The organism is Duganella sp. BJB476, assembly GCF_003416895.1.
Classification (GTDB): domain Bacteria; phylum Pseudomonadota; class Gammaproteobacteria; order Burkholderiales; family Burkholderiaceae_D; genus Rugamonas.
The window spans coordinates 370,274-390,371 of sequence record NZ_QVIO01000006.1; the positions used below are offsets into that span (position 1 = coordinate 370,274).

The 20,098-nt window shown below is 67.0% G+C and carries 17 protein-coding genes; 14 read left to right on the forward strand and 3 right to left on the reverse strand.

The window, feature by feature from the left end:
• Positions 1 to 16 precede the first annotated feature (16 nt).
• Entirely contained in the window at positions 17 to 550 is a 534-nt protein-coding gene (locus D0T21_RS23680) for an FxDxF family PEP-CTERM protein (RefSeq protein ID WP_116994548.1), read from the forward strand.
• Positions 551 to 623: 73 nt separating this feature from the next.
• Positions 624 to 1,643 (forward strand): TIGR03790 family protein, encoded by a 1,020-nt coding sequence (locus D0T21_RS23685; protein WP_307720729.1) that lies wholly within the window; start codon positions 624 to 626, stop codon positions 1,641 to 1,643.
• Here D0T21_RS23685 and D0T21_RS32295 read toward each other — a convergent pair.
• Complete coding sequence (locus D0T21_RS32295; RefSeq protein WP_199538591.1) at positions 1,631 to 2,134, reverse strand: PEP-CTERM sorting domain-containing protein; 504 nt, start codon at positions 2,132 to 2,134, stop codon at positions 1,631 to 1,633. The two genes, D0T21_RS23685 and D0T21_RS32295, sit on opposite strands and share 13 nt — an antisense overlap.
• A 228-nt stretch (positions 2,135 to 2,362) precedes the next feature.
• On the opposite strand from D0T21_RS32295, the gene D0T21_RS23695 reads away from it, so the two are divergent.
• The 4 genes from D0T21_RS23695 to D0T21_RS23710 all read left to right on the forward strand — a co-directional run bounded on the left by D0T21_RS23695 (position 2,363) and on the right by D0T21_RS23710 (position 7,800).
• Positions 2,363 to 5,389, forward strand: coding sequence for an ExeM/NucH family extracellular endonuclease (locus D0T21_RS23695; RefSeq protein WP_116994549.1), 3,027 nt, complete (start codon positions 2,363 to 2,365; stop codon positions 5,387 to 5,389).
• A 10-nt stretch (positions 5,390 to 5,399) separates the two neighbouring features.
• Positions 5,400 to 6,026, forward strand: a complete 627-nt coding sequence (locus tag D0T21_RS23700; RefSeq protein ID WP_116992968.1) for an NF038129 family PEP-CTERM protein — start codon at positions 5,400 to 5,402, stop codon at positions 6,024 to 6,026.
• Positions 6,027 to 6,253: 227 nt separating this feature from the next.
• Positions 6,254 to 6,991: a phosphate regulon transcriptional regulator PhoB gene (phoB, locus tag D0T21_RS23705; RefSeq protein ID WP_116992969.1), complete on the forward strand. Its 738-nt coding sequence runs from the start codon at positions 6,254 to 6,256 to the stop codon at positions 6,989 to 6,991.
• A gap of 2 nt (positions 6,992 to 6,993) precedes the next feature.
• A complete protein-coding gene (locus D0T21_RS23710; protein WP_116992970.1) occupies positions 6,994 to 7,800 on the forward strand; it encodes a LuxR C-terminal-related transcriptional regulator in 807 nt (268 codons plus the stop codon).
• 53 nt (positions 7,801 to 7,853) lie between these two features.
• On the opposite strand, the gene D0T21_RS23715 is transcribed toward D0T21_RS23710, so the two are convergent.
• Both D0T21_RS23715 and D0T21_RS32300 read right to left on the reverse strand, forming a co-directional pair.
• Positions 7,854 to 11,039, reverse strand: coding sequence for a S8 family serine peptidase (locus tag D0T21_RS23715; protein ID WP_116992971.1), 3,186 nt, complete (start codon positions 11,037 to 11,039; stop codon positions 7,854 to 7,856).
• Between the two features lie 28 nt (positions 11,040 to 11,067).
• Positions 11,068 to 11,838, reverse strand: coding sequence for an NF038120 family PEP-CTERM protein (locus tag D0T21_RS32300; protein WP_199538592.1), 771 nt, complete (start codon positions 11,836 to 11,838; stop codon positions 11,068 to 11,070).
• Positions 11,839 to 12,210: 372 nt separating this feature from the next.
• On the opposite strand from D0T21_RS32300, the gene gspG reads away from it, so the two are divergent.
• Genes gspG through D0T21_RS23760 form a run of 8 tightly spaced genes read left to right on the forward strand, consistent with a single transcriptional unit; the run spans position 12,211 to position 20,096 of the window.
• Positions 12,211 to 12,654, forward strand: a complete 444-nt coding sequence (gspG, locus tag D0T21_RS23725) for a type II secretion system major pseudopilin GspG (protein ID WP_116992972.1) — start codon at positions 12,211 to 12,213, stop codon at positions 12,652 to 12,654.
• A gap of 30 nt (positions 12,655 to 12,684) precedes the next feature.
• Positions 12,685 to 13,881: a type II secretion system F family protein gene (locus tag D0T21_RS23730; RefSeq protein WP_116992973.1), complete on the forward strand. Its 1,197-nt coding sequence runs from the start codon at positions 12,685 to 12,687 to the stop codon at positions 13,879 to 13,881.
• On the forward strand, positions 13,878 to 15,602 hold the full coding sequence (locus D0T21_RS23735) for a GspE/PulE family protein (protein ID WP_116992974.1): 1,725 nt from the start codon (positions 13,878 to 13,880) through the stop codon (positions 15,600 to 15,602). The genes D0T21_RS23730 and D0T21_RS23735 overlap by 4 nt, the downstream gene beginning before the upstream one ends.
• Positions 15,595 to 16,449 (forward strand): hypothetical protein, encoded by an 855-nt coding sequence (locus D0T21_RS23740; protein ID WP_116992975.1) that lies wholly within the window; start codon positions 15,595 to 15,597, stop codon positions 16,447 to 16,449. The genes D0T21_RS23735 and D0T21_RS23740 overlap by 8 nt, the downstream gene beginning before the upstream one ends.
• Positions 16,446 to 16,991: a PilN domain-containing protein gene (locus D0T21_RS23745; protein WP_116992977.1), complete on the forward strand. Its 546-nt coding sequence runs from the start codon at positions 16,446 to 16,448 to the stop codon at positions 16,989 to 16,991. Before D0T21_RS23740 ends, D0T21_RS23745 begins: the two co-directional genes overlap by 4 nt.
• Positions 16,988 to 17,551 carry a hypothetical protein gene (locus D0T21_RS23750; protein ID WP_229211617.1) on the forward strand — a complete coding sequence of 188 codons (564 nt, stop codon included), beginning with the start codon at positions 16,988 to 16,990 and terminating at the stop codon, positions 17,549 to 17,551. Before D0T21_RS23745 ends, D0T21_RS23750 begins: the two co-directional genes overlap by 4 nt.
• The gene (locus D0T21_RS23755; RefSeq protein ID WP_116992979.1) at positions 17,548 to 18,111 is read left to right on the forward strand and encodes a hypothetical protein; all 564 of its coding nucleotides are present in this window, start codon (positions 17,548 to 17,550) and stop codon (positions 18,109 to 18,111) included. Before D0T21_RS23750 ends, D0T21_RS23755 begins: the two co-directional genes overlap by 4 nt.
• Positions 18,111 to 20,096, forward strand: a complete 1,986-nt coding sequence (locus tag D0T21_RS23760) for a secretin N-terminal domain-containing protein (protein ID WP_116992980.1) — start codon at positions 18,111 to 18,113, stop codon at positions 20,094 to 20,096. The genes D0T21_RS23755 and D0T21_RS23760 overlap by 1 nt, the downstream gene beginning before the upstream one ends.
• The last annotated feature ends 2 nt before the right edge of the window (positions 20,097 to 20,098 follow it).

The following is a 20,098-nucleotide window of genomic DNA, read 5'->3' on the forward strand; positions in this document are numbered from 1 at the left end:
TTGAGGGAGGTGATCTATGAAGCGTACACAAACAGTGGTGGCGGCGCTGGTGCTGGCCACCGCCGCCGGGCTGCCGCTGGCACGGGCGGCCGATATCAGCCAGGGCGTGCAAACCCTGAACCTGAGCAACGGCAGCGCCGTGCTCAAGCATGAATTTAGCGCCGGCAACGCCGGCAACACCTTCAGCGACCGCTACAACTTTAGCGCCAGCGGCGGCCAGTTGCTGGGGGCGCTGGTGAGCAGCCTGGACCTGCCTGGCCTGGGCGGCGCCAGCTTCGACAGCTTCAAGCTGGTCAACTCGACCGGTTTCTCGCTGGACGGCACCAAACAGTCGGCGCCGGGCGCGACGGCCGAAGTGTGGACCTTGAACGCCCACAACCTGGCGGCCGGCAACTACTACCTGCTGGTCAGCGGCATGGTGCGCAACGGCGCCGCCGGCAATTATGTGGGCTCGTTGGCCATCAGTCCGGTGCCCGAGCCGGCCACCTACGGCATGCTGCTGGGCGGCGCCGGCCTCGTCGGCTGGCTGGCACGGCGTCGCAAAGCCTGACAATGGCGCTATAATTCCAACGGAAGCCGCCGCTTCCGTTTTTTTTTGCCACTTCCAACAGCGATCGACTCACTTGCGACTTTCCTTACTTATCTTTGCCGCCATGCTGGCCCTGTGCGGCGCCGCCGGCGCGCAAAATGTCCCGCTCGCCGGCCTCGGCGCCGCCCAGCTGGCGGTGGTCGTCAACGATGACGAACCCAACAGTGTTGAAATCGGCGAGTACTACCGCAAGGCGCGCGCCATCCCGGCCGCCAACATGGTGCATGTGCGCATTCCGCACCGGCCGCACAAGCTCGACGCCGAGCAGTTCGAGGCGCTGAAGGCGCAGATCGACGCCCGGCTGGGCCCCGAGATCCAGGCCGTGCTGATGGTGTGGAGCGCGCCGTATGCGGTCGAATGCAACGCGCTGACGGCGGCCTACACGCTGGGCCTGGACAGCGGCCTGTGCGCCAAGAGCTGCGCCCCAAGCAAGCCCAGCAGCTACTACAATTCGCCCTCGGCCCGGCCCTACACCGACCACCAGATGCGCCTGTCCATGTTGCTGCCGACCGAATCGGTGGAAGCGTCGAAGGCGCTGATCGACCGCGGCGTGCTGGCCGGCTTCGCCATGCCGACCGCCACCGCGTATTTCCTCAACACCAGCGACGTCGCGCGCAGCAGCCGGGCGCGCTTCTTCCCGCGCTCGATGAGCGTGCCGTCGAGGAAGCTGACCATCAAGACCTTGCAGGCCGACAGCATCGAGCAGGTCAGCGACATCGTCGTCTACGAGACCGGGCTTGCCCATGTGCCCAAGCTGAATACCTTGAAGTTCGTGCCGGGCGCGCTGGCCGATCACCTGACCTCGTACGGCGGCGACCTGCTGGCCGAGGGCGGGCAGATGAGCAGCCTGCGCTGGCTGGACGCCGGCGCCACGGCCAGCTACGGCACGGTCAGCGAACCCTGCAACCACTGGCAAAAATTCCCCAATTCGACGGTGCTGCTGTCGCATTACCTGCGCGGCAATAGCGCGATCGAGGCGTACTGGAAAAGCGTGGCCTGGCCGGCCCAGGGCGTGTTTGTCGGCGAGCCGCTGGCCGCCCCTTACCGGCGCTGAGCCCGGCGGCGGGCCGCCAGCGCCAGCAGCGCCAGCCCGGCCAGCCACAGCAGATAGCCTTGCGGTTCCGGCACCGGGGGCAGGGCATATGCCTGCGCGGCCGGCGAGCGGGACGGTGACGGCGGCGACCAGCGCCACCACGTTTCAAGCTGGGCGGCCTCGCCCGGGCGGTGGTTCAACATCATCACATCGTCGTACAGCTCCAGCCGCTGCGCCGATGACGGGCCGCTGTTGGGCGCTTCGTCGACAGCGTGCTCGGCATCGACCATGTGGCACGGGTCGGACACTTCTTCAATATTGATTTTTCGCGGCGGCCGGGCGGGCGGCTGGTCGGCCGGTTCGGCCGGTTCGACCTGGGCGGCTTGCGCCAGCAAGCAGCCGCCGTACTGCGGCGGCGGGGACGGGGGCGGCGCCGGCAGGTCGGCTGCCACGGCCGCACACGGCGGCAGCAGCGCCCACAGGACGACGGCGGTGCGGAATAAGGTCTTCATGATGGCCCCAGTAACGTGGATCGCCAAAAGTTTCTTAAATATAACTTATATTGCGTTTAAGTAATCGTAGCACGCACCGGCGCAACTGGCGAGAAAAAGCTTAGTCCAAACGGACTAAAGGCATGTCATCAAGGCGTCAATCCGGCCGTCTAATATGCAAAATGCAATGTTTGAAAACATTTTGTTAAGACCGCCGCGCCGACCTTTTCTCTCCACCAGGATCTACTCATGAAAAAAACTTCCCACACGCCGAACGCCCAGGCTGCCTCCACGCCGGGCCGGCGCACCATCATCGCCGCAGCCCTGATGGCGGGCTTGTCGGCATCGGCCCACGCCGATTCGCCGGTCGTGATCAGCCAGGTGTACGGCGGCGGCGGCAACTCCGGCGCCACCATCAAGAACGATTTCATCGAACTGTTCAACCGCGGCACGCAACCGGTCAACCTGACCGGCTGGAGCGTGCAATACGCCAGCGCCGCCGGCGCCTCGTGGCAAGTGACCAAGATCAGCGGCACGCCGGTGCTGCAACCGGGCCAGTACTACCTGGTGCAGGAAGCGGCCGGCACTGGCGCCGGCTCCCTGCTGACCCCGGACAGCACAGGCACCATCCCGATGAGCGGCACCGCCGGCAAGGTCGCGCTGGTGAACGACAGCAACGCCTTGTCGGGCGCCGCGCCGTCCGGCGCCACCCTGGTGGACTTGCTGGGCTTTAACGCCGGCTACTTCGAAGGCAGCAACGGCCCCGGCCTGAGCAACACCACCGCCGCGCTGCGCGCCAACGGCGGCTGCACCGACACCGACAACAACGGCAGCGACTTCGCCGCCGGCACGCCGGCCCCGCGCAACACCGCCAGCCCGCTGCATTCGTGCAGCGCGCCGCCGGCGCCGCCTATCGTCGCCAGCTGCCCGGCCAATCTGGCGATGGCGGTCGGCTTTGCCGGCGTCGCCGACCTGAGCGCGACCGATGCCGACGGCATCGTCAACAACGCCGTCATCACCTCGACCACCGTGCCGGGCATCAGCCTGGTGAACTTCCTGGCCGCCTCGGCCGCCGGCGCCAACGCCACGGTCAGCCTGAACGTGGCCGCCAGCGTGCCGCAGGGCAGCTACCCGGTGGTGGTGCGCTTCGATAACGACCAGGCGCAGCAGGCCAGCTGCACCATCAACGTCAGCGTCGCCTTGCCGACCGCCGTCAGCCACACCATTCCGCAAATCCAGGGCCCTGGCGAGACCAGCCCTTACGCCGGCACCGTGCAGACCACCGAAGGCGTGGTCACGGCCAAGGTCGGCTCCGGCTTCTTCATCCAGGACGCGGTCGGCGACGGCAATCCGCAGACCTCGGACGGCATCTTCGTCTACACCACCGCCGCCAACACCGGCACCGTGCAGGTCGGCGACCAGGTGCGCATCACCGGCACCGTCAGCGACTACGCGCCGGTGGCCGGCGGCCACGCCTACACCGAGCTGCAAACCATCACCGCCATCGTCAAGACCGGCAGCGGCATCGCCATCACCCCGACCAACATCCAGCTGCCATACGCCAACCTGGGCCAGGTCGAAGGCATGCTGGTGCGCTTCACCAACGCGCTGACCGTGTCGCAGCTGGAGTTCCTGGGCGACCGCGGCGAAGTGACGTTGTCGTCCGGCCGCCTGGAAGCGCCGACCAACCACTACCGCGCCGGCTCGGACGAGGCCAAGGCCCTGGCGATCGCCAACGCCGGCAACCAGATCGTGCTGGACGACGGCATCTTCGTCACCCCGACCACCATCCCTTACCTGGGCGCGGACGGCTCGCTGCGCGCCGGCGACACCGTCTCCGGCCTGACCGGCGTGGTCGACTTCGGCGCCAAGGGCGGTGGCGGCGCCGGCTTCAAGCTGCAGCCGACCGTGGCGCCAGTGTTCTCGCAGGACAATCCGCGCACCGCGCCGCCAGTCCTGGTGGCCGGCAACATCAAGGTCGCCAGCGCCAACGTGCTGAACTACTTCACCACCTTCACCAACGGCACCGACGTGGAAGGCCGCAGCGGCCAGGGTTGCTCGCTGGGCTCCAGCGTCAGCAAGTCCAACTGCCGCGGCGCCGACAACCTGAACGAGTTCAACCGCCAGACCGCCAAGATCGTCGGCGAACTGAAGGCCATCAACGCCGACGTCTTCGGCCTGATGGAAATCCAGAACAGCGGCGAATACACGGTCGGCTACCTGGTCAACGCACTCAACGAGGCGATCTCGCCGGGCACCGGCTTCCAGACCTACGCGGTCGTGCCCAAGCCGGCCGCCACCGGCACCGACGCCATCCGCGTCGCCATGATCTACAAGCCGGCCTCGCTGACCATGGTGGGCGGCGCGCTGTCCGACGCCGACGGCGTCAACAACCGTCCGCCGATGGCGCAGACCTTCGTCGCCGCCAACGGCGCCAAGTTCTCGCTGATCGTCAACCACCTGAAATCGAAGGGCAGCTGCCCGACCGGTTCCGGCGCCGACGCCGACAACGGCGACGGCCAGAGCTGCTGGAACGCCAGCCGCATCAACCAGGCCACCCGCCTGGTCAACGTGTTCGCGCCGCAGGTGGCAGCCGCCGCCGGCGACGCCAAGGTGCTGATGATCGGCGACTTCAATTCCTACGGCATGGAAGATCCGATCAAGGTCATCACCGACAAAGGCTTCGTCAACCAGCTGGAGCGCTACGTGCGCGGTGGCGGCGGCATGCCTTACTCCTTCGTCTTCAACGGCGAAGCGGGCTACCTGGATCACGCGCTGGCCAACGCGGCGATGAGCGCCTCGGTGGTGGACGCCGCCGAATGGCATAACAACGCCGACGAGCCGACCGTGGTCGACTACAACACCGACGGCAAGCCGGAAGACAAGTACACCGCCGCACCATACCGCGCTTCCGACCACGACCCGGTCGTCATCAGCCTGAACCTGGCCGCGCCGTACAGCGACGTCAGCGCCAGCGTCAAGGCGGCCGGCACCGGCCTGGTGCTGAACCGCGCCACCGGCAAGTACAGCTCGACGTTCTCGGTCACCAACACCGGCGCAGCCGCGCTGAGCGGCCCGTTCCAGGTCGAGTTTGACGGCCTGCCGGCCGGCATCACGCTGAGCAACGCCAGCGGCAGCCATGCCGGCGCGCCTTACATCACCGTCAACGCCGCCACCCTGGCGCCGGGCGCCACCGTCTCGTTCGCGCTGAGCTTCAGCAAGACCGGCACGGCCAATATCAGCTACACCACCAAAGTCTACAGCGGCACTTTCTAAGGATACGACCATGTTCAAACCAAACTTCTCCCTCACCCTGCGCCATGCCGCGCTGGCGCTGGCGCTGAGCGCCTGCGCTGGCCTGGCCTCGGCCCAGACCCTGCATGTGGAACTGAACACCGCCTCGCTGGGCAGCAGCGGCTTCCTGGACCTGCAGTTCAATCCGGCGAACACTCCGGCCATCTTCGCCAGCGCCACCATCAGCCATCTGACCGGCTTCGGTGACCTGTCCGGCGTCGCCTTGCTGGGCGACGTGCAGCAGCACGCCAGCGGTTTCTCGTTCGGCAACACCACCGACTACAACGACCTGTTCCAGGCGATGTCCTTCGGCGGCAAGGTCGGCTTCGACGTCACCTTCGGCGGCCTGTCCGATCCGTCGCCGGCTGCGATCCAGAGCAAGTTCGCGGTGTCCTTCTACGGCGCCGACCGCACCACGGTACTGGGCAACGCCAATCCGGACGGCAGCCTGATGTCGATCACCTGGCAGCCGACCGCCGGCGCCGGCGCGCTGTCGTCGGACATCACCGACCACGCGGTTGGCAGCATCAGCGCGGTGCCGGAACCGTCGGCCTGGGCCATGCTGGGCGCCGGCCTGGCGCTGGTCGGTTTTGCACGCCGCCGCAAGCTCGCCGCCTGAGTTTTTCAGGACTGCAAAAAAACGACATGTGCGCTTGCGACGCTCAAGATCGTCGCAATGCCACATGTTGTTTTTTCGTTTAGGCAGTGTCTTCTAAATGGCAAGCCACGCAGGCCGGCATTGGATCGCCGTTGGATATATATGGCGAAGCTCTAAATCACGCTTGGAAATCATATTAGTAATGCCAGATTGCTTGTTGCATAGTGCTTCCTTTACACGGATTTGCCATGCGACCCGCCCATATCCTTGTCATTGAAAACGAGCCTGCGATCCAGGAACTCATCGCCCTCAACCTGAGCATGGCCGGCTATGCCGTCCAGCGCGCGCGCGACGCCGAAAGCGCGCTGCTGATGCTGGAAGACAGCCTGCCGGCGATGGTCATGCTGGACTGGAACCTGCCCGGCCAGTCCGGCCTGTCGCTGATACGCCGGCTGCGCGCGCAGCCGCGCACGCGCGACCTGCCCATCATCATGGTGACCGCCCGCTGCGGCGAGTCGGACAAGATCATGGCGCTGGAAAGCGGCGCCGACGACTACATGACCAAACCCTTCAGCCCGCGCGAGATGGTGGCCCGCGTGCACGCGCTGCTGCGCCGCCTGCAGCAGCCGGCCCAGCCGCAACCGGCGGACGCGGTGCAGATGGCCGGCCTGCGGCTCGATCCGCACACGCTGCGCGTGACGGCCGGCGCCCGCGAGCTGGCCATGGGCCGGGTCGAATTCAAGCTGCTGAGCTTCCTGATGAACCACCCGGAGCGGGTGCATACCCGCGCCCAGCTGCTCGACCAGGTGTGGGGCAACGCCGTCTACCTCGACGAGCGCACCGTGGACGCCCATGTCGGCCGCCTGCGCAGCGCGCTGCAGCCCAGCGGCCACCAGGAACACATCGAAACCGTGCGCGGCAGCGGCTACCGCTTCGTCGCCTGGGAGCAGGGCGCCAGGACGGTGCGTGAGCCGGCCAGGGCCTGACGATGGAACAACTGGTCATCTTGAGCAAGCTGGAGCAGGAATACCTGCTGCACGCGATCGAGGCGGTGTTGCCGGTGCGGCAGGCGCGCCAGCTGTGCCTGTGGACCCAGGGCCAGTTCCAGGCGCTGCTGCCGCACCGCATCATGGTCTGCCTGCAATTCGGCGCGCAGGACGAACTACAGCACGTCGAGTGCATGCACAGCACGGTGCTGGACACCGGCCTGCTGGCCCGCCTGGGCGACAAGACCGACGGCCTGGCGCTGCGGCTGGCGCGCCACTGTCGCGACGGCCTGCGGCTGCCGGCCATGCTGGACGCCACCGGCGCCGCCACTGGGCTGGCGGACGCGCCGCGCCAGCCGCTGGCGCCGTTCCTGGACGAGCTGCGCGCGCTGGGCCTGGACAACCTGCTGCTGCACGGCACCGAGCGCCTGCCGGGCGGCTCGACCTTCTTCGTGCTGTTTGGCCTGCCGCACCGGCCGCGCCCGCGCCACGCCTACTTCTTCGAACTGCTGCTGCCGCACCTGCACCTGGCGTTGCAGCGGGCCGGCCAGCAGCAGCGCCAGGCCCGCGCCGGCGCGCTGGCGCGGCCGGTCAGCGCGCGCGAGATGGAAATCCTGCACTGGGTGCGCGAGGGCAAAAGCAACGAGGAAATCGGCCTGATCCTCGGCATCAGCGGCCTGACGGTGAAGAACCACCTGCAACGGACGTATCGCCTGCTGGGCGTGTCCAACCGGGCGCATGCGATCGCGCGCGGCATGGCCTTGCACTTGTTCGAACAGCCGCCGGCGCCGCTGGCGCGCGCCGCCTGAGCAAAAAAAAGCGCCGGGCCTCGCGGCCCGGCGCCATTCACCGCGTCGACAGCTTACTGGGCGCCGACGCCGCGTGCGATCCGGTCTGGCTGCGCCAATGGCACCGGATTATTGGTTTCCACTTTCAGCACCGTGGTGGCGGCGACGCCACCGTCGAGACCGAGGTACTGGATGCCGCCGTAGTAGCGGGTGCCTGCCGCCAGGCCGGACCAGCTGGCGCTGACCGACGCCGTGCTGGCCGCGTACACCTGGCTCGGCACGGCGACACGCAGCGCGCCACCGGTGTCGCTGCGGGTCACCACGGCCGACGACAGCTTGAAGTCGGTCGCGCTGCCGTTGGCGGCGGCGTAGCCGATCACGCACACGCTGTAGCTGCCGGCGTCCGGCGAGGTCAGGATCACCGACTCGTTGGAGCCGCCGTGTCCGCTGTAGCCGATGATGTTTCCGCCGCTCAGCACTGCCAGGTCGAGATCGTCGTTGCCGTTGCCGGAGCTGGTGTCGGCATTGAACAGTTCGAACGCCGCCACCACCGTGTTGGCGGCGATGCTGACCGGCGCCACGCTGGTGCCGGCGGCGCCGCTGTTGCAGGCGGCCTTCACCTGATCGAGCGTGTCGACTGAACCGGTGGCCGCCTCGGCCACCGTCATGGTGGCGCTCTTGGTGACTGCCTTCATGCCGCCGCTGGCGGCGTTCATGCGGCCCGCGAAGCCGGTGCCGACGGTCAGCGAGGCGTTGCCGGTGACCTTGGTGCTGGTCAGCAGCGCCGGCGCGGTGACCGGCTTGCCGCTGCGGGCCGTGACCGGGATGCGCACGATGTGGCTGCCATCGGTCCAGGTCAGCGAACCGTACTGCCAGACGTTGTCGGCGGCGTTGGTGCGGGTCAGCTTGACGGTGAAGCTGCCGGTCGCGCCCGGCGCCAGGCTCAGCGACGACGGCGCTACCACCGCCGTGTAGCCGCTGATGCTGGCGCTGGCGTTGTAGGTCGCCTGCGCCGTGCCGACGTTGGTGACGCTGCGGCTGACGGTGACGCTGCCCAGCACATTGCCCAGCGTGATCGACGGCAGGTTCAGGTTGTAGCCGGCCAGGGTGCCGTTGCTGCACTGGGTGGTGACGCCGGCGCCGCACAGGTATTTCTTGTAGTCGATCGCGCCGGCGTCGTACACCAGGCCCGGATCGGTGGCGCCGCTCGGGTTATAGGCGTTGCCGTCGGCCGGGTGCAGCATGGTGCCGAACGGATTGATGTGGCCCGCGCCCTGTGCCCATGGCAGGATGCCCTGCTGGGCGCCAGCCAGGCCGTCGCTGAAGGTCGGCGTGGCGGTGGTCATCAGCGCCGACTTGATCGCCGCTGGCGACCAGCCCGGATGCTGCTGGCGCAACAGCGCGGCCACGCCGGCCACGTGCGGCGCGGCCATCGAGGTGCCCTGGTACAGCGCCCAGGCGGCCTGCGGTGGCAGGGTGCCGGTGTTGAGCGAAGCTTGCTGCGCTGGCGTCAGTTCCGGCGTCACGCCGGCCAGGATGTCGACGCCGGGCGCCGCCATGTCAGGCTTGAGCACGTTGCCGTCGCTGAGGTTGGGGCCACGCGAGGAGAAGTTGGCGATCACCGGCGCCGGCGACGAGCCGACCGCGTTGACGAAGTGGGTCAGCGCGGCGGTGCTGTTGGCCAGCTGGGCGTAGGTCTGGACCAGCGCGCCATCGGCGGCCGACAGGTGGACCGTCGGCACCGAGTGCACTTCGGCCACCAGGCCGGCGCCGTTGTCGACCATCACCATGCCGACGCCGCCGGCTTCCTTGACGGCCAGGCTCTTGTCGACGCGGGCGTTGGTGCCGCGCACGCAGGTGACGATCTTGCCGGCCACCTTCGCATGGTCGAGCACGGCCACGCCGCCGTTCGAGCCGGCGCTGTAGCACAGCTTGGCGAGGTTGGCGTCGGCGCCGGCCACGGCGGCGTCTTCCGAGCGGATGATCGGGGTGCCGGCCGGCAGCGCGTCGATGTTGAGCGAGGCGCCACTGTAGGTGGCGCCGCTGCCCAGCTTGACGTCAGCCTTGAGGAAGCGGTTGTGGCTGGCGGCGGCGATGGTCGACAGCCACGGTCCGATGTGGTTGACCGTTTGCGCCGGGCCGTCGTTGCCGGCCGAGGCCGAAACGAACACGCCGGCGTTGGTGGCGCGCAGGAAGGCCTGCTCGACCGCGTCGTTCGGCGTGGTGCCGCCGCTGATCGAATAGTTGATGACGTGGACGCCATCCTGCACGGCGCGGTCGATCGCTGCCACGCTGTCGTCGGTCCAGCAGCTGTTCTTGCCGCCGGTGGCGTCGGTGGCGTCGTTGTAGCTCCAGCACACCTTGTACATGGCGATGCGGGCGCGCGGCGCCATGCCCGACACGGCGCCCATCGGGATGCCGTTCAGGATCGAGGGCACGCCGTTGTTGCCGCCTGCTGTGCTCGACGTGTGGGTGCCGTGGCCGCCGTGGCCGACGGTGCCGCCGATCGAGTCGCGCGGCGAGACGAATTCGGTCCAGTGCAGCGATTTGCCGGAGGCGTCGAAGCCGCTCTTGAAGTAGCGCGCGCCGATCAGCTTGTTGTTGCAGGAGGCCACGGTGAAGCCCTCGCCGGTCTGGCAGGTGCCGTTCCAGTTGGCCGGCGCGCCGTAGGCGATGCTGCCGCCCTGGTCGAAGGTCGGCACGCCGTTGCTGTCGACGCGGTCCGCGTAGGAGGGGTTTTCCGGCCAGATGCCGCCGTCGACCACGCCGATGACGATGTTCTCGCCCGCGTGTTCCTTGCCGCCGAGCTGCGCCCACAGGCCGTTCGGGCCGTCCAGGCCGAGGAAGGTCGGGGTGTAGTTGGTCAGCAGGTGGTTTTCCGTGTTGGCGGTGATGGTCGACACGGCGCTGTTCGCTTGCAGGGTGCGCACTTCAGTGTCGGTCAGCATGGCCGAGAAGCCGTTCAGCACCACCTTGTAGTCGTGGTTGATCGGCGCGTTCGGCACCAGCGCCTTGACGTCGGCCTGCTTCTGGTCCAGGTAGTCCATGTACAGCTGCACCGTTTGCGCGCCCATCTGCAGGCGCGAGCCGGGCGCCGGCTGGGTGGCGGCCAGGCCGGCCACTTCGCCGTTGTAGGCGGCGACCGGCTTGTCGGCCAGCTGCACGATGTAGGAGCGGCGGGTGTCGTCGGCGTGGGCCAGCGACGCGGCGCCGGCCAGCAACAGCGCGACGGCTGCGGCGACGGGATTGAGTTTCATCATTGTTTTTATCCTTGAACGTGAGGGGGCTTCAGGCTTTGCGGCGGCGGGCGGCGGCTGCCAGGCCCAGCAGGCCGGCGCCGAGCATCATCCAGCTCGACGGCTCGGGCACGGCGCTCACGGCCGAGGTGACGATATTGTCGATCGCGAACTGGCCGCGGTCGCTGTTGAACGCGGTGCAGGAGCCGCCGGCGTTGCAGGCGTAGCCGTAGACATAGAAATTCGAGAACAGCGTGGTGCTGAAGGCGCCGCTGGTGGTGTAGTTGGCGAACTCGAAGCCGTTGGGGCCGGGGGCGCCGAGGTTGAAGGTGGCGATCTGGGTGCCGGAGGCGCCGCTGGCCTGAATCTTCAGCAAGCCGGTCACGCTGGGATTGGTCGGGTCGACCGGTCCCAGGAAGGCGGCCTGGAACGACTTGATCAGGAAGCTCTGATGGTCCTGGTCGCGGGTGGCGTACATCACGCTGTCGTTGACGGCGGCCAGGTAGGGGCTGTTGGTGATCGGGCACTGCAGGCTCAGCGCGCACTGGTTGGCGCCGTCGTCGACGATCATGCCGACGTAGTCGCCGACCTGGGCAGAGGCGGAGTTGGAGAAGTTTTCAATGTAAAAGCCATTGTTCACGTACGACGTTTCACCGTTGTACATCGCCGCGCCGGTGAGGTTGTTGAAGTCGATGGTGGTGGTGGCATGGGCGGCTGGCAGGATAGCCAGCGCCAGCGAGCCGGCCAGTGCCGCTTTGATACAGCGGGACAGTGCGCGATGCAGCGGTGACTGCACGGCGGTAGAGACGAAATCATCTTGCATAGAAAAACCCCTTTGATGTTTTAATTTGTTGACAACACCTACAACCCCTGATTGCTCATTGATCAGGTTGCTGTCGAGTATAGGCATAATTACAATTTGAGTAGGCAATTGGTTAACGATTTTTATATTTCTTAAAGGCCGTTTTTCCGCGCTTAGTTTTGTTTTGACAATGACAGTTTGATGACGGGATTCTTATAGTTTTATTTTGGAAACGTGATGAAAGAACCACAGATTGCCAGAAAGTAAAAGATGAAAGACTTGCTATTTTCGCGCCGTCGTGTCGACTTTCAAGAAAAGATTGTCCGGTATGCAAACCGCATGGTAGCCTCTGACTTCGTGCCGGTAGGCGTGGCGAATTAAGGAGTCGTTCGGATGGAAGTTGCAAAGAAATACCGTCAAGCCGCAGCTCACAAGGCTGGCGGTTTTACCCTGCTGGAATTGCTGGTTGTCATCGTGATCATCGGTTTGCTGGCGGCCTATGTCGGTCCAAAATATTTCGCCCAGCTGGGCAAGTCGGAAGTGACCATCGCCAAGGCGCAGATCGAAGCGTTTGAAAAATCGCTCGACACCTACCGCCTGGACGTCGGCCGCTACCCGACCACCGACGAGGGCCTGGCCGCGTTGCTGGTCGCGCCGGCCACGGCGGGCGCCAAGTGGAACGGCCCCTACCTGAAGAAGGGCGTGCCGCCCGATCCGTGGGGCCACCCTTACCAGTACAAGGCGCCGGGCAGCAAGTCCGAGTTTGAAATCACTTCGCTGGGCCGCGACGGTCAGCCCGGCGGTACCGGCGAAGACGCCGACATCACTTCACAATAAGCCTCGCCGTCACGGAAAGTAGTTTTCGCCATGCAGTTCGATGTCCGCACCTTGTCGGCCGATATGGCCATCTCCCATCTGGTGATCGATGGCCGTGATGAGGCCGACGCGCGCCGTCAGGTGGAGGCGCGCGGCCTGTACGTCAGCGCCATCGCCCCGGTGCGGGGCGGGCTCGGCCTGCGCGGCGGCAAGGCGCGCGCCAAGGGCCTCTCGCTGGTGCTGTTCAGCCAGGAGCTGCTGGCGCTGCTGACCGCCGGCCTCGGCATCGTCGAAGGCCTGGAGGCGCTGCTGGAAAAGGAAACCAGCCCCGTCACGCGCAGCGTGCTGGAGCGCCTGCTGGCCGGCCTGCGCGAAGGCCAGCGCTTTTCCGCCGTGCTGGCCGAGCAGCCCGAACTGTTCCCGCCGCTGTACATCGGCATCGTCAAGGCCGCCGAGGGCACCTCGGACCTGCCGCGCTCCCTGTCCCGTTTCATCGACTACCAGCAGCGCATCGACCTGGTGCGCGGCAAGCTGGTGTCGGCCGCGATCTATCCGTGCATCCTGCTGCTGGTCGGCGGCGGCGTCAGCCTGTTCCTGATCGGCTACGTCGTGCCGCGCTTTGCCGAGGTTTACCAGGGCGCCGGCCGCAACCTGCCGTGGCTGTCGCAGCAGATGCTGAACTGGGGCCAGTTCGCCGGCGCGCATACCACGCTGCTGCTGGGCGGCATCGCCGCCGTGCTGGCTGCGCTGGTGCTGGGCGTGCGCCAGCTGATGGGCAACGGCGGCTTCGCCCGCCTGATGGGGCGCCTGCCCGGCATCGGCGAGCGGGTGCGCATCTACGAATTGTCGCGGCTGTACCTGACCTTGGGCATGCTCAGCGAAGGCGGCATCACCATCGTGCACGCGATCGAGACCGTGCAGGGCATGGTCTCGGCCGGCATCCGCCAGAACCTGCAGACGGCGCGCGCCGACATCGAATCGGGCCTGCCGCTGTCGACCGCCTTCGAGGCCAGCCAGCTGACCACGCCGATCTCGCTGCGCATGCTGCGCGTGGGCGAGCGCACCGGCGACATGGGCCCGATGCTGACCCAATCCGCGGCCTTCTACGACGGCGAAATCAGCCGCTGGATAGAACGCTTCACACGAACCTTTGAACCGCTGCTGATGGCCGCGATCGGCCTGGTGGTCGGCGCCATCGTGGTGCTGCTGTATATGCCGATTTTCGATCTGGCCGGAGACATGTCATGACGGCCCAGGCCACCCCACACATCGCGCCCGTGCCGGCGCTGGCGCCTGTTCTGGATATGGCGCTGGTCGCGCGCGCGCGCCACCTGCGCCAGCAATCGAAGCGCACGCTGGTCGAGGAACTGGTCGCGCTGACCGATATGGAGCCGCGCCTGGTGGTGCAGGCGCTGGCGCAGCCGTTCGGCATGGCCGTGCTGGAGACCATCGACATGCTGGGCTACACGCCGGCCTTCGAGCTGCTGCCGCTGTCGCAGGCCCTGGCCCGTCATTGCGTGCTGCTGCGCGCCCACGACGGCACGGTGGTCGGCGTGATCGCCGATCCCTTCGACCTCGATCTGCAAACCTGGCTGGGCACGCAGGCGCGCGCCACGCCGCACGCGCCGCTGCACACCCGTCTTGCGCTGCAGGCCGACATCCAGGCCTACCTGTCGAAGCAGGAGGAATCGGCGCGCGCCACCGACACGCTGCTGCCCGGCGCCAGCGAAGGCCGGCGCGACGGCAAGACAGCCGCCGTGCTGTCGTTCGCGTCGGTGTCGGAAGCGGCCAGTCCCGCCGTCCGCCTGGTCAACTCGACCCTGTACGACGCCTTGAAAGCCGGCGCCTCCGACATCCACCTGGAAAGCACCGCCGGCGGCCTGTCCGTCAAATACCGCGTGGACGGCGTGCTCGATCACGCCACCTCGGTCAACGGCATCGACGTCGCCGAGCAGATCATCTCGCGCCTGAAGGTGCTGGCGGAGCTGGACATCGCCGAACGCCGCGTGCCGCAGGACGGCAGCTTCCGCGTGGAGGCCAACTCGCGCGAGATCGACCTGCGTGTCTCCATCATGCCGAGTATCCACGGCGAGGACGCGGTGATCCGTATTCTCGACAAGCGCGCCATGATCGAAGCCTACGGCTCGCTGACGCTGGAAGCGCTGGGCTTCGACGCGCCGTCGCTGGCCACGCTGCGCGTGCTGGCGCAGGAAGCCTACGGCATGCTGCTGGTGACCGGGCCCACCGGCTCCGGCAAGACCACCACGCTGTACGCCGCGCTGACCGAGATCCACAACGGCCGCGAGAAGATCATCACCATCGAGGACCCGGTCGAGTACCAGCTGCCGGGCATCCTGCAGATCCCGGTCAACGAGAAGAAGGGCCTGACTTTCGCCAAGGGCCTGCGCTCCATCCTGCGGCACGACCCGGACAAGATCATGGTCGGCGAGATCCGCGACCGCGAGACGGCGGAAATCGCCGTGCAGTCCGCGCTGACGGGCCACCTGGTGCTGACCACCGTCCACGCCAACAACGTGTTCGACGTGTTCGGCCGCTTCACCCACATGGGCATCGATCCGTATGCGTTTGTATCGGCCTTGAACGGCATCTGGGCGCAGCGCCTGGTGCGCATCAACTGCCCGCACTGCGCGGCGCAGTACACGCCGGACGATCACGAACTGGCCAGCGTGGGCCTGGCCCGCGCCGACGTCTACGACTACCGCTTCATGCAGGGCAAGGGTTGCGGCGATTGCCGCGGCACCGGCTACAAGGGCCGCCGCTCGATCGCCGAGATCCTGACACTGAACGACGAAATCCGCGAGCTGATCGTCGACAAGCGGCCGATCCGCCAGATCAAGCAGGCGGCCTATGAGAACGGCACGCGCAGCCTGCGCCTGGCGGCGCTGGAACTGGTCAAACGGGGCGGCACCACGCTGTCCGAAATCAAACGAGTAACCTTGCATGCGTAGAGCAATTGGACAATCCCTGCGCATCGGCGTCTCCGGCTTTGCCGTCAGTCTGCTGCGCACCAGCCGCTGGCGCGGCGAGCCGGTGACGGTGCTGGCCGAACACGCGTTCGCGCCGTCGGGCGAGCATCCGTTCGACGCCATCGCCAACGCCCTGCGCGCGCTGCTGGGCGAACAGCTCGGCGATAAAAGCGTGGCGGGCTGGCCGGTCAGCATCGTGCTGGCCGACGACCTGACGCGCTTGTGGCGTGTCGCGCCGCCGCCGGAAGCGGCGCGCCTGGCCGACATCGAAGCGGCGGCGGGCTTCCGCTTCCAGGCGCTGTACGGCGAAGCGCCGGCGGCCTGGCAGATCTCCGGCGACTGGAACGCCACGCAGCCGTTTTTCGCCGCCGCCGTGCCGCGCGCCTTGCTGGCCGTGCTGCGGCTGGTGGCGCAGGAATTCAAGCTGCACGTGGTCGGCATCGAACCGCATTTCATCAGCGCCTACAACCGCTGGCGGCGCGGCGTGAAGCCGGGCGCGTGGTTCGGCCTGGTGCACGACCACCTGCTGACGCTGGCCGCCATTGAAGCCGACGGCCAGAGCATCCGCGCGATCCGCGCCTTGCCAATGCCGGCCGGGCAGGGCGCCGATCAATACTGGCTGGGCCAGACGCTGAAGCGCGAAGCGCTGCTGCTGGACATGCCCGAGCCGGAACTGCTGCAAGTGTGCGGCGCCGCGCCGGCCGCATGGAGCAAGCCGGTGAACAATCCAGCGCATATCGCCTGCGCCGTGTTGGACCAGGTGCAGCAGGCCTCCAGCGGCGGCCTGTCGACGATGGCGCTGCTGGCGCGCGGCGGGAGCGTGGCATGAAGAATATGAATATCGATTTCGCGCCGCGCAGCCTGCGCCGCACCTTGTTCCACACGCATCCGGCGGCGCTGGCGCTGGCCGGCGCAGGGCTGCTGTTGTGCGCCGCCGCCGCATTTAGTGGCTGGAAGCTGGTGGAGCAGAAGCGCCTGCGCGAGCATGAGCTGCGCCACGTGCAGGAACGCGCGGCGGCCATCTCGGCGCGGCCGGTGGAAGTGGCGCAGGTGGCGATACCGGAAGGGCAGGCCGCCTTCGTCAACGGCGCCATCCTGCAACTGAACCTGCCATGGCGTGAACTGCAAGACGCCGTGGCCGCAGCCACGCCGCGCAGCGTCGCGCTGGTGGCGATGGAGCCGGACCCGCGCAAGCAGGTGCTGAAGATCACCGCCGAAACCAAGAACAGCGACGACATGGTGGCCTACGTGGCGGAGCTGAAGCAGCAGGAGCTGTTCAGCGGCGTGATGCTGACCCGTCATGAAATCAATGAGCAGGATCCCAACCGGCCCTTGCGCTTCCAGCTGGAGGCGACATGGATAGCCCGATGACGAATGTGAAAGACAAGGTGAACGTGGCCGCCATCGTGCTGCGCGTGCGGCTGGCGTTGACGCGCCTGGGCGCGCCGGCCTGCATCGCCATTGCGCTGTGCGTGGCCGGCGCCGCTGCGTGGGCGTGGCTGCTGCCGCAACGCGCGGCGCAGGCGCAATTGATGGCGCGTCCCTTGCCGACGCCGGCCTCGCTGGTGACGGCGCCTCCGCCGCCGTCGGCCAACCAGAACCTGGCCGGCTTCTATGAAGTGCTGGGCGAGAAGCGCTACGCCGAGCAGCAGGTCAAGGTGCTGTTCGACCTGGCGGCCAAGAACAACCTGTCATTGAGCCAGGGCGAGTACAAGGCCGCCTACGACAAGGCCAGTCGCGTCAGCACCTACCAGATCCTGCTGCCGGTGAAGGGGCCGTATCAATCGATCTGGCAGTTCGCCATGCAGGGCCTGCGCGACATGCCGTTTGCGTCGCTGGACGAAGTGGGCTTCCGCCGCGAAGCCATCGCCGAATCCACGGTGGAGGCGCGTTTGCGCTTCACCCTGTACCTGAAGGACGGCGAGCCATGAAGCCTTATCAAATCGCGATGGGTATCGCACTGGCCGTCGCCGGTGGCCTGGTGGTGTTCGGCGATAACTCGCCGGCGGGCGACATCGCCGAGCCGGTGGCGCGCAGCCGTTCTGCGGCGTCCACTGCGCCGGCCGCCGTTGCCGCCGCGCCCGCGCCGCGCGCCGACAAGGACGCCAAGCCGCAGGCCGAGGTGGCGATCCTGCGCCTGACGCCGCGCGCCATGCTGGTCGGCGAATCCGGCGAGGCCACCTTTGCGTCGGGCGAGGGCGTGTTCCAGGGCCAGAACTGGAATCCGCCGCCGCCACCGCCGCCACCAGTATCGAATGCGCCGCCGCCAGCGCCGGTGGCGCCGCCGATGCCGTTCACGGTGATCGGCAAGGCCGTCGCCGACGGCGCCTGGGAAGTCTACCTGGCGCGCGGCGACAAGACTTACGTCGTTAAAAATCAAACCGTCATCGACGGCACCTACCGCGTCGACAAGATCGCGCCGCCGCTGATGTCCGTGACCTATCTGCCTTTGAATCAGGTACAACAGATCAATATTGGAGTCCTCGACTGATGGCTAGTCATCTGAAGAATTTGGGCCGCCGCGCCGCGCTGCCTGCCATGCTGGCGATCGTCTTGAGCGGTTGCGCCGGACAAATGGCCTATCGCGATGGCCGCGACCTGATCGCCAAGGACCAGCTGGAAGCGGGCCTGCTCAAGTATCAGGAGGCCGTGAAGGCCGAACCGGGCAACGCCGAATACCGCGCCGCCTATCTGCAAGCGCGCGACCGCGCCACGCTGCGCTTCCTCGACCAGGCCGAGCGCCAGCAGTCGGAAGGCAAGCTGGATCTGGCGGAGCAGGGCTACCGCCGCGTGCAGGCGCTGGACCCGCTCAACGAACGCGCCCGCGCCGGCCTGCGCGCGCTGGAGCGCGACGACCGCCAGACCAGGCTGATGGCCGCCGCCGCCGAACATGTCAACAAGGGCGAGTACGAACTGGCCAGGCAGAAGCTCAACGCGCTGCTGACCGAAACGCCGGCCAATGAGAAAGCGCGCCTGATGCTGCGCGAGGTCAGCGACAAGATCGCGCCGCCGGTGGCGGAAGCCGGCCTGGCGAAAACCTACAAGCAGCCGATCTCGATCGAGTTCCGCGACGCGCCGCTGAAGCAGGTGTTCGAGGTGATCTCGCGCCGCTCCGGCCTGAACTTCGTGTTCGACAAGGACGTCAAGACCGACCAGCGCACCACCGTGCTGCTGAAGAACAGCACCGTTGAATCGGCGATCTACTTCCTGCTGCTGACCAATCAGCTCGAGCAGCAGGTGATGGATGCGAACACCATCCTGATCTACCCGAACGTGGCGGCCAAGCTGAAGGAATACCAGGAGATGACGGTCAAGACCTTCTTCCTGGCCAACGCCGAGGCCAAGCTGGTGGCCAACACGCTCAAGACCATCCTCAAATCGCGCGACGTGGTGGTCGATGAAAAGCTCAACCTGCTGATCGTGCGCGACAGCCCGGAAGCGATCCGCCTGGCCGAAAAGCTGGTGGCCCTGCAGGATGCGCCGGAAGCGGAAGTGATGCTGGAGGTGGAGATCCTGGAAGTGAAGAAGAGCAGCGTGATGGACCTGGGCGTGGTGTGGCCGACCGGGATCGGCTTGACGCCCTTGTCGACCTCGGGCGGCACCGGCATCACCATCCGCGACCTGAATAACCTGAACCAGCGCACCATCGGCGTGACCGGCATTTCCGCCGGCATCAACGCCAACAAGAACGACCAGGATTCCAACCTGCTGGCCAATCCGCGCATCCGCGTGCGCAACAAGGAAAAGGCCAAGATCGTCATCGGCGACAAGCTGCCGGTGGTGACCACCACGGTGTCGTCCGGCGTCGGCGGCTTCGCCAGCGATTCGATCACCTACGTCGATGTCGGCCTGACGCTGAACGTCGAACCGACCGTCTACCTGAACAACGAAGTGGCGATCCGCGTGCAGCTGGAAGTCAGCAACCTGACCAACACCATCACCACCAAGAACGGCGGCACCGCCTACCAGATCGGCACGCGCCAGGCCTCCACCATGCTGCAGTTGAAGGACGGCGAGAACCAGGTGCTGGCGGGCCTGATCAATAACGAAGAACGCGGCACCGCCAATCATGTGCCGGGCGCGGGCGACCTGCCCATCGTCGGCCGCCTGTTCGGCAGCAAGCGTGACGACAGCCAGAAGACCGAGATCGTGCTGTCGATCACGCCGCACCTGATCCGCAACGTGCAGCGGCCGGAAGCCGCCGCTTCGGAATTCTCGGCCGGCACAGAGGCGAGCTTCCGCCGCCGTCCGGACCTGAGCGCGCGCCCCAACGTGGCGATGCCGCCGTCGCCGGGCGCCTTGCCGCCGCCGGCGGGCACGGTTACGGCGCCGGTGCGTCCGCCGCTGCCAGTGCAGGCCATGCCGATCTCGCAGGGGCAGCCGGCGCCGCTGCCGCCTAGCCAGGGACAACAGCCGCAGCCGGTGCTGCCGCCGCCTGAACCGGAACCGGTGCAGCAGCAACCGGTGCAGCAGTAAGC